Annotated in this window: 9 protein-coding genes; 2 read left to right on the top strand and 7 right to left on the bottom strand. The window is 51.8% G+C overall.

The window, feature by feature from the left end:
* Positions 1-194 precede the first annotated feature (194 nt).
* Genes FD34_RS06980 through yjbM form a run of 3 tightly spaced genes read right to left on the bottom strand, consistent with a single transcriptional unit; the run spans position 195 to position 2,600 of the window.
* A complete protein-coding gene (locus FD34_RS06980) occupies positions 195-1,115 on the bottom strand; it encodes an RluA family pseudouridine synthase (RefSeq protein ID WP_057808078.1) in 921 nt (306 codons plus the stop codon).
* A complete protein-coding gene (locus FD34_RS06975) occupies positions 1,115-1,930 on the bottom strand; it encodes an NAD kinase (RefSeq protein WP_057808075.1) in 816 nt (271 codons plus the stop codon). The genes FD34_RS06980 and FD34_RS06975 overlap by 1 nt, the downstream gene beginning before the upstream one ends.
* A complete protein-coding gene (gene yjbM / locus FD34_RS06970) occupies positions 1,911-2,600 on the bottom strand; it encodes a GTP diphosphokinase (protein WP_057808074.1) in 690 nt (229 codons plus the stop codon). Before yjbM ends, FD34_RS06975 begins: the two co-directional genes overlap by 20 nt.
* A gap of 153 nt (positions 2,601-2,753) precedes the next feature.
* Here yjbM and FD34_RS06965 point away from each other — a divergent pair, with 153 nt between their 5' ends.
* On the top strand, positions 2,754-3,386 hold the full coding sequence (locus FD34_RS06965) for a DsbA family protein (RefSeq protein ID WP_057808072.1): 633 nt from the start codon (positions 2,754-2,756) through the stop codon (positions 3,384-3,386).
* Positions 3,387-3,536: 150 nt separating this feature from the next.
* Here FD34_RS06965 and FD34_RS06960 read toward each other — a convergent pair whose 3' ends face one another.
* From FD34_RS06960 to spxA, 4 genes are all read right to left on the bottom strand, one after another.
* The gene (locus FD34_RS06960) at positions 3,537-4,922 is read right to left on the bottom strand and encodes a C69 family dipeptidase (protein ID WP_057808070.1); all 1,386 of its coding nucleotides are present in this window, start codon (positions 4,920-4,922) and stop codon (positions 3,537-3,539) included.
* 11 nt (positions 4,923-4,933) lie between these two features.
* Complete coding sequence (locus tag FD34_RS06955; RefSeq protein WP_057808068.1) at positions 4,934-5,992, bottom strand: competence protein CoiA; 1,059 nt, start codon at positions 5,990-5,992, stop codon at positions 4,934-4,936.
* A gap of 70 nt (positions 5,993-6,062) precedes the next feature.
* A complete protein-coding gene (locus FD34_RS06950) occupies positions 6,063-6,746 on the bottom strand; it encodes an adaptor protein MecA (RefSeq protein ID WP_057808066.1) in 684 nt (227 codons plus the stop codon).
* A gap of 223 nt (positions 6,747-6,969) precedes the next feature.
* Positions 6,970-7,371 carry a transcriptional regulator SpxA gene (spxA, locus tag FD34_RS06945; RefSeq protein WP_057808064.1) on the bottom strand — a complete coding sequence of 134 codons (402 nt, stop codon included), beginning with the start codon at positions 7,369-7,371 and terminating at the stop codon, positions 6,970-6,972.
* 214 nt (positions 7,372-7,585) lie between these two features.
* Between spxA and FD34_RS06940 the strand changes: the two genes are divergently transcribed.
* On the top strand, positions 7,586-8,080 hold the full coding sequence (locus FD34_RS06940) for an antibiotic biosynthesis monooxygenase family protein (RefSeq protein ID WP_057808062.1): 495 nt from the start codon (positions 7,586-7,588) through the stop codon (positions 8,078-8,080).
* The last annotated feature ends 97 nt before the right edge of the window (positions 8,081-8,177 follow it).

Raw genomic sequence — 8,177 nt, 5'->3', positions numbered from 1 at the left:
TGTTTTCTCACCAGCCACTATTAGTTTTCCGAATATTACAGTGCAGTTACGGGAAATCTAATAGGCTAGCTTCGCATCGTAAGCGCGCCCTTAGCGTCTAGCGCAGCGTAGCAAGTTTATTTGACTACGAACGAAGGCCGACGCCTCCAGCGTCAACCTCCGCTCTAGGCTAGCCGTACAGGGCGCCGAGAAGCTTATTTCCCAGGTTGTTTTTTCGGTTCATTTAGCTTGAGGGCTGCAATTGCCGTCCGCATATCAGCCGGTAAGGGCGCGGTCACCGTGATGTTGGCGTCCTTAAACGGGCTATAGAACTGCAACCAGTAACAGTGAAGAGCCTGACGAGCAATGAGAGCAGACCCCTGTCCGTACATTTCATCCCCGAAAAGCGGGTGGCCCAAGTAGCTGAAGTGGACGCGAATCTGGTGGGTCCGTCCGGTATGGAGGCGGATCTTGACCAACGATCCCTGCTTGTTACGGTCATGAATCCAATACTCGGTAACCGAGGCCTTGCCCCCTGCGCCGACCATCCGTTGGACAAACGACTCGGGATCACGCATGATCGGGGCATCGACGTAGCCGTGAGTGGCCTGCAACTGCCCCTGGACCAGGGCCAGGTAGTTTTTCTTGACTTGGTGGTGCTTCAGCTGGCGGTCGAGGACGGCATGGGCAAAACGATGCTTGGGAAAGATCACCAGTCCACTGGTATCCTTGTCCAAGCGGGTCGCCACGTGAATCACCTGGTTCTCATAGGCCTGGTCTTGATAATAGGCCTTGACCCGGTTGACCAGGCTGTCCGGTACCGCTACGTGATGGGCAGGGACGGTTGCCACCCCAGCCGGCTTATTCAGGACCAGGAAGTCCCGGTCCTCGTAAACAATCTGAATCGGTGCCGGGTAGGCTTCGACGTGTTCATTCCCCGCCTCGGGTGGAAGGACCAGGGAGAAACGGTCACCGGGCTGGACCATGTCAACCGCCCACTTCTCTTCACCATTAATTAGCATCTTACCGCCGTGGTAGATGGCCACCTTCATTAAAGAGCTGGTCACCCCCATCATCCGCAGTGCCGACCGTAGCCGTCGGGGGACGGCCTGCTGATATTTCCAGCTAAACTCCATTACCGGGCCTCGCCAATGAATGAATCCTTAACCCGGTTCCAGAAGTTGGTGTGACGGTAGCGGGCGAAGTTAATCTTCTGGTCTGAGACCTGGTAGGCCAGCTCCATCAGGTAGCGCTGCCCGGCCTTATTCTTCAACATGAGCTGGTCCCGATCACAGGTCAGCACGTGCCCATTGACATCCCGTAGGCGCAGCATCAGTTTGGTATCGGCACCGAAGATGATTGGTGAGCCTAGAGTCCGGAATACCCGGTTGTTTAAGGATGCCATCTCGGCCAGCTGGAAGCCGACGCTATGGGGATCCATGATTGCCCCACCGACCGACTTGTTGTAGGCGGTAGACCCGGTTGGTGTTGAGATGCAGAGCCCATCCCCCCTAAAATTCTCGAAGAGCTGGTTGTTGATGTAGACGTCACAGACCATCGTCTTGGTGATGTTACGGATCGTCGACTCGTTTAAGGCGGTGAAGTGATCCACCACCCCATCCGAATAGACGGCCCGCATGTCTAACAGCGGGTAGGAGACCGATTGGCCACTGTCATGGACCAAGCTGTCGACTAGATCATCAATCTCAAAGTTACGCCAGTCGGTATAGAAACCCAGGTGCCCGGTGGGAATGCCGACAAAGCGTACCCGGTCAAGCTGCTTTTGATAGTGATGAAAGGCCGACAGGAGGGTGCCGTCTCCACCGATCGTGATGACCACCTCAGGCTGCTGCTGATCATACACCAGTCCAGCCTTCTTCATCTCTGCCCGGAGTAGCTTGGTGACCCGCTGGGACTCGGCCGTCTCGTTGTTATAAATCGCTACTTTCATTATGCTGTCTTTTCTCCTTATCCTGCTCATCATCCGCTTTTATCGGTTGGGCCGCTGTCCGCTGGGAGAACAGGGTCTGCGCCTCCTTGATCTCCTCACGAATCTCCGACATCTCATTGTCCAGGCGGAAAGCCGCTTCAGCCGCGCGCTGAAGCCGGGCTGACAGCTCCTCGGGGAAGACCCCCTGGTACTTATAGTTCAACGAGTGTTCAATCGTTGCCCAGAAGTTCATCGCGAGGGTCCGCACCTGAATCTCGGCCAGGATCTTCTTCTCCCCCGTCACCAGCTGGACCGGGTACTCAATCACAATATGGTAGGACCGGTAACCACTCGGCTTGACATTGGTGACGTAATCCCGCTCCTCCAGAATGGTCATATCGCTCCGCTGTCGCAAGAGGTCGACCACGACGTAGATATCCTCAACGAACTGACACATGATCCGCAGGCCGGCAATGTCTTGCATATCTTGCTCTAACCGGTCTTCATGGACGTGGCGCCGCACCATTTTCTCCTTGATACTGTCAACCGGTTTAACCCGGCCGGTGACGAACTCAATCGGCGAGTGCTCGCCCTGCTCTTGATACTGCTTACGCATCCCGCGTAGCTTAACCTTTAATTCATTGACGGCCTGTTGATATGGCAATAAGAAGTGCTGCCAATTTTCAATCATATTAAAGCCTCCCGTTAAATCTGAATATTATTTTAGCATACTTTAATGAACTGGTGGGACCGATGCAGTTTACTTTACAAGACGCACTTTTTTTGCCACAATTGAAAATGTTCACAAATCAAGTTAAAGTTATTTTGATCGGAGGAGCAGTTGATGCTTGAGATTCATTTATTTGTCAACCCCTTGGGGATACGTTGTTTCCGCTGTGAAAATGACGTTTTGCGGGTAGATCATGAACTGAATGCCAAAATTAATTATCAATTTGTCCCGCTGTTTAACATGCAGACAATTAACGATACCTTACGCCTGTACGACCTTAGCAGTCATGACCTGACCGTGCGTCAACACGTTGCTGACACCATCTACCAGGTCATCTTAGACTACAAAGCCGCTCTCTTCCAAGGCCGTAAACGGGGCCGGTGCTACCTCTTACGGCTCCAGGACGCCATCGTCAAGGACCAGGTCGACTATTCACGGCAGTTAGCTGAACGAGTCGCTAAGGCTGCTGGCTTGGATCTGGAGATGTTCCTCGAGGATCGCCAGTCCAATCTCGCCCGCCAGGCCTTTCATGAGGACCAGCAGATGGCCGCCGAACTAGGGGTCACCCAAACAGCTACGGCGGTCGTCTTCGATACCGACCAGACGGACTATGGCTACCTCATCGCTGACTTCGACTATGAGACCCTCATCCAGGTCTTCCGCGAAAATAAACTTGACCACCGCCAGAGTGCGGCCCAGTTTGCCGCCCAATTCCACCGGCCAGACCTAAAGATCGTTCAAAAGTAGGCTCAATCAAATTGGAATAAGCAACTAAATAATTGCCGTAATTCTCTTACCTTAAATGAAAATCCGAACCATGATTTTGATTTCTCAAAATTTATGGTTCGGATTTTTTGAGTTAGGATATTTTTGGTCCCTTTTCATTATATTTGGCGATTAGTATTGCAGCCTTGCATCCCCAAAGGCGACCTTAACCAGCTTACCCAGCAGGACCGTAGCCTCCTTCATGGCGACGGCCGCCATCCGCTCGTTGGCCGCGGTTAATGCTTCTGTAGGGTTAGCCGGGTCAACCTGTTGGTCAGTCGTCCGCTGAATATGTCGGGCAGTAGCGACTACCTTCTGCTCATAGGCTTCAACCATCGACTGAGCCTTAGCATAGTGGCTGTCCCCGATCGCCGCAATCGTGTGGGTCAGCCAGTACATGTTGCCAGAAGCATAATCAACGGGTGTATCACGGTAGCTAGCCGGGGTATCAGTGACGTTGGCATAAAAAGGTACCACCGTGTTGAAGGCGTTGGGGCCAAAGGCAAGCCAGTGAACCCCGGCAATGGTGTCCGGTACATGGTTGCGAATCTGAAGGATGTGCAGCTCCAAGTTCCGGTTGAGGGCGATTGACCGGTATGGTGCATGGTCGCGCTCATAGGGATCAAATGTCGTCCCCTGGTAATGTGAGCTCATTAACTGCTTAATCTCTTCCACGGATAGCTTATGCCGCGGGTGACAGATAAAGGGCAGGTCCTGGTCAGTTGGCTGACCGGTCGGGTTAACGCTTATTTGTCGCTGCACATACCAGGCCCGGGGATTGTTGTAGCGGGTGTCGGTAACTGTCTGGCTCCCGAAAATCTGCCGCAGATTATAGTGGCCATCAAGGGACGGGTTAAGCCGGTTATCATCAATCAGCCCTTTTAAGTCGGCCGAGCACATGGTATTGGCCGCACTGAAGTCGAAGTCGGCAATGTTCAGCCGGTTGGGCGCAATCACGAAGGCATCGTCCGGAATTCGTACGGCAGCCCAGTGGTGGCCGCCAATTGTCTCCATATACCAGACCTCGTCATGGTCACCAAACGAGATCGCATTTGACTCATATGTTCCATAGCGTTCGAGCAGTTTCCCCAGCCGTTCTACCCCCTCCCGTGCTGTCTTGATATACGGCAGAACCAGGGTTACCAGGTCCTCCTCACCGATTCCGTCGGTGGCGTTGAAGGGGTCAATCCCGAGGATCCGGGAATTGGTCGTGATCGTTTCAGTCCCCGTCATGGCAACGTTATGCTGGTTAATTCCCCCGGCCGCGAAGGCCCCCGCGGAGCTGTCCGCGTCCGGGGTTGCCGTGTAGCCAACTGGATTATCCGGCAGGTCGATTGTGAAGTCCGTTGTCTTACTGGCGTAGTGACGCGGCTGATCCGCCGGTTTGACGTAGACGAAGCGCTGCGGGGCAAAGGCGTTACCGTAGTCCTCTTCTCGGCAGACGATTGTTGAACCGTCCAGGGTTGCTTTCTTGCCCACCAAGAGTGTCGTGCAAGTATGTTTTTCCAAAATCTTCATCCCCTTTTCTCCTATTCTAATCCACCGACCGACAAAAGCCCACCCCGTACTAGTAGGTTTAGCTTCTCGGCAACACTGGCAAACCAGTGTGGGTGCCGAAAGAGAACGTAGCCTCCCGGGCAGGCAATCAGGATTTGTTCCCGCAGTAGATCCCGCGTGAAGTTCCCCAGTAAACCACTGCGCAGTTCGTGCGGATCAAGGCAGGCAAATCCAAGCCAGTGGCCTGCCACTGTTGCCATCAGCCATCCCTGCCACCGCGCTTGCGACCAAAAGTAAAAGATCGGCAGCCGAGTGAGGGCCATGACAACCCGGATCCGCCATATGATAACCGGCTCATCCAGCAACGGCCAAGTTGGAACGGTATCATGACAGACTAACGGACAGGCCGCTAGCGGACGGCGACTCGGCAATTTAGCCAGTAGCTGGCGGGCAGCAATGCCACCACGACCATACTGGAGGCTGTCGAGATGGCGGGTCTGGACCTTGACCACAGACACCGGCCGCATCCCGGTCCCGTGAGTAAAGGAGCAGCGTACTAGGTCCCGCCGTACCACCAGGCGACCAACACGGGTATCCCAGAAGAGTAGGCCCGGCTGACCAGCCACTTCCTGGGTGAACTGCGCTATCTTAGGTCCCTGCAGATGACGGCGCTGGTAGGGAGCACCAAGCAGCCAATGAAAGCCAATGCCGCACTGGCGGTAACCGGCATTACGCTCCCGGAGCCGCTTCAGACTCAGTGGGCTACACTGAAACTCGATTGCCACTCGGTGTCCCCGTTCTATCAGCAGTAGGTCTGGGCGCTGCGCGATCTGGGGCAGGTAAACCTCTAGCTCGACCTGTTCGCCCCGCTGCCGGTACCACTGCAATAGCTGACGTTTACCGAGGAGGTGTTCGGCTGTCTCTCCCTCCCCAAGCTGACACTGACTCCCCGGTCGGTGGGCAAAGTGGGCAATCTTGTGACGTCCCCGCCGTAAGATCACCGGTTCGTGACAGCCCGGACAAGAGTAGCCAGTCTTATCGTGGGCATTGTCGGCCAGAACCAGCTGTCCAGCCTTCATCGCAACAAGCATCACTCTCACCCCCTACCCTATATATACGGAGGGAAAAAGAAAAAGCGCGAGATAAATCTCACGCTTGTGGTTAATTGAAGTAGTGACGAATCGTATGCAGGGCCGAGACAGCCATCAGCTTCTTCCCGTGTTCACTCAGATAAACCGGCGTCGTCGCTGTCGGGTTACCATATTCATAGGCGAGGGCCAGACTATCCTTTACTAGGCCATCGTTTTCAACCGGTTGAAAGTACTGGAGGGCCAGGTAGTACTTGCCCGCATACTTGTACAGTTCACTCACGACATCCTCATCCTCGGCGATGCGAGCAAAGTCGACCAGGTCCTCGAAAGAGTCGAAGGCAACCACCCGCCAGCTATTTGCCTGGTGCGGCTCACCCGCATTGGCCTGCTGCAACGGCATCGAATGCACCGCATCGTCATTTGGCCGTCCCTCCTGCTGAGCAGCGGCAGAGCGCGCCAGGTTATTTTTGATGTATTGAGCAATCTGAGCACTGTTATCATTATTGGGATCATTAGGATCATTCTTGCTGATAAACAACTCCAGCCCCTTCTCCGTTGGCATTACCTGAAAGGTTACCGTATCGTTGTCCTGAAATTGGTGGTCAGTGTCAACCTCACGCAAGATGCTGTAAAAGAAATCCTCAATCTGCTGGTGGTCACCCAGGAGATCCAGAATGGTAATTCCTCGGGCACTCAGATCATCATTATTGATTAAGACGCGAATCGTGTTTTTGTTTATGTGTTCCATTTCCATTGGCAGCACCTCCTAGATCCGCAATTTAAATCATTAGTTACTATTCTAAAGCCTTTATCATAAAAAAGTAAAGCTAAAAGAAAGCGGCCAGGAGAAAACACGTTTTCTCACCAGCCACTACTAATTTACCAAATAATTACACGAACAGGCTTTGCTTCCTAAGCGCTCCTCCTAGACCATCTTCGTCCTAGATTGAGAAGCCCACTTTCTGCCTCGCAAGTGATTAAATCAGATCTGCCTTGCGTTGAGCCTCGGCCAGCTCAAACGCCCGTACCTTTCGTGGTAAGAAACGACGGATTTCGTCCTCGTTATACCCCACCTGCAGCCGCTTGTCATCCATGATAATTGGGCGCCGTAGCAGGCCTGGATTCTTGCTGATCAGGGCAAAAAGCCGCTTCATCGGCAGTTCGTTAAGGTCCAAATTCAGCTTCTTATAAGCCTTGGACCGCTTAGAAATAATATCCTCAGTTCCATTTTCCGTCATCCGTAAGATGTTTTTTATCTCATCAAGTGATAACGGTTCAGAAAAAATATTTCGTTCCTTAAATGGAATGTTGTGCTCCTGCAACCAGGCACGAGCCTTGCGGCAGGAGGTACAACTTGGAGACGTGTAGAGAATAACCATTAAATAAAAGCCTCCTTAAAGATTAGTAACGACAACATTCATTAATACAACTAATATTATACTATCTTATAGCAAGCGATAAAAGGGAATTCAGCAAATTTATTAACTTTTTGTAAGTAAATTTACCTTTATTTAATTATTGACTACTTCCATCCGTCTTTTAGGCTAAACTGTACTATAATAATAGAGTATACATTGAATAGGAGGGATCTTCGTGTTAACTAAAGTTAGTTTTACGTTTGGCTCACACCAAATTTTAGAAGATATCATTAAAAATAACCCCGATCGCCAGTTCAAGTTAATGCAGGCATCTACGCATAGCAATAAGCTCGCCCTGTTTGACCTATCTGGAGAGGAAACGGTATTCAAGTCACCAGTTACCCTGAATGTTCTGGAGTCATCGCTGGATGCTAACCTCGCCGGTATCTTGTACTACCAGTCATTCCAGGTCAATGGCGACCGACAAAAGTTGCTCTACAACAGTCTGGAGAAGATTGTTGACGATGCACCAAGTATTGCTAACGGTGTCTTAATGACTTCCGTTGCCAACCACAACGAAAGTTCCACCCTGGTTCTCCTGACGGCTTGGAACGACTTTGAAGACCTAACCGCTTGGCGTGAAAGTGATGCTTTCAAGTCACTGACGAACTTCACCACCATGGGCTCAGACAACTACTACTATGACGAAATTTATCGTCCCGTACGTTAATCTACTCATTTGGTATTTATCAATAGACGATCAAGTGACTTGATCGTTTTTTCTTTTTAAACAAAAGAAAAAGTCTTACCAAAGCAAGACTTAAATA

The organism is Limosilactobacillus pontis DSM 8475 (assembly GCF_001435345.1).
In the GTDB taxonomy this organism is placed as follows: Bacteria; Bacillota; Bacilli; order Lactobacillales; family Lactobacillaceae; genus Limosilactobacillus; species Limosilactobacillus pontis.
The sequence above is the reverse complement of the archived record's forward strand: the minus strand, read 5'-3'. Positions and strand labels throughout refer to the sequence as shown.